Origin of the sequence: Dietzia sp. UCD-THP (assembly GCF_000349585.1) — a bacterium.
In the GTDB taxonomy this organism is placed as follows: Bacteria; Actinomycetota; Actinomycetes; order Mycobacteriales; family Mycobacteriaceae; genus Dietzia; species Dietzia natronolimnaea_A.
The window spans coordinates 47,458-47,962 of sequence record NZ_KB714661.1 but is presented as its reverse complement, the minus strand read 5'-3'; the positions used below and the strand labels follow the sequence as shown (position 1 = coordinate 47,962).

Annotated in this window: 1 pseudogene; it reads right to left on the bottom strand. The window is 72.9% G+C overall.

Annotated features, from left to right (window positions below):
* Positions 1-505, bottom strand: a pseudogene (locus tag H483_RS39740) (hypothetical protein); the annotation flags it as partial.

The following is a 505-nucleotide window of genomic DNA, read 5'->3' as shown; positions in this document are numbered from 1 at the left end:
GCTCACCGCCGGCACGGCCATGAGCGCCGCCACGAGCAGGAGCCCGTAGACCACCGCCTCGATGAACCACATCTGCCACGGGTTCCACCAGCGGTCCTCCCACCACGAGCGGGGCCCGAACAGGTTGGTGGCCAACAACGGCGAGTACCAGTGGTAACGGCTGGTCCACGGGGTGACGATCACGAGCCAGAGCATCGCGGGCACCGCGATGCGGCCGGCGGTGCGCAGGACCCCGACGGCGCGGTCGCGGGCGTCGGTGGCGTGGAGTCGGAACCTGGCCAGCGAGTACCCCGCCAGCGCCACCAGGACGTGGGCGCCGCCGATGATCGCGATGGCCCGTGTGTGGGACCCGACGATCGCGAGGATGAACAGCGCGCGCAGCACGATGGAGGTGTCCACCCGCGCCCACGCGCGCCACGGCGCCCACCACCGGGCGGCCACTGGAGCGGAGACGCGGGCCAGCTCGTCGAGCTCTCCGACGGGACGCAGGTGCCAGTCGCGGGGC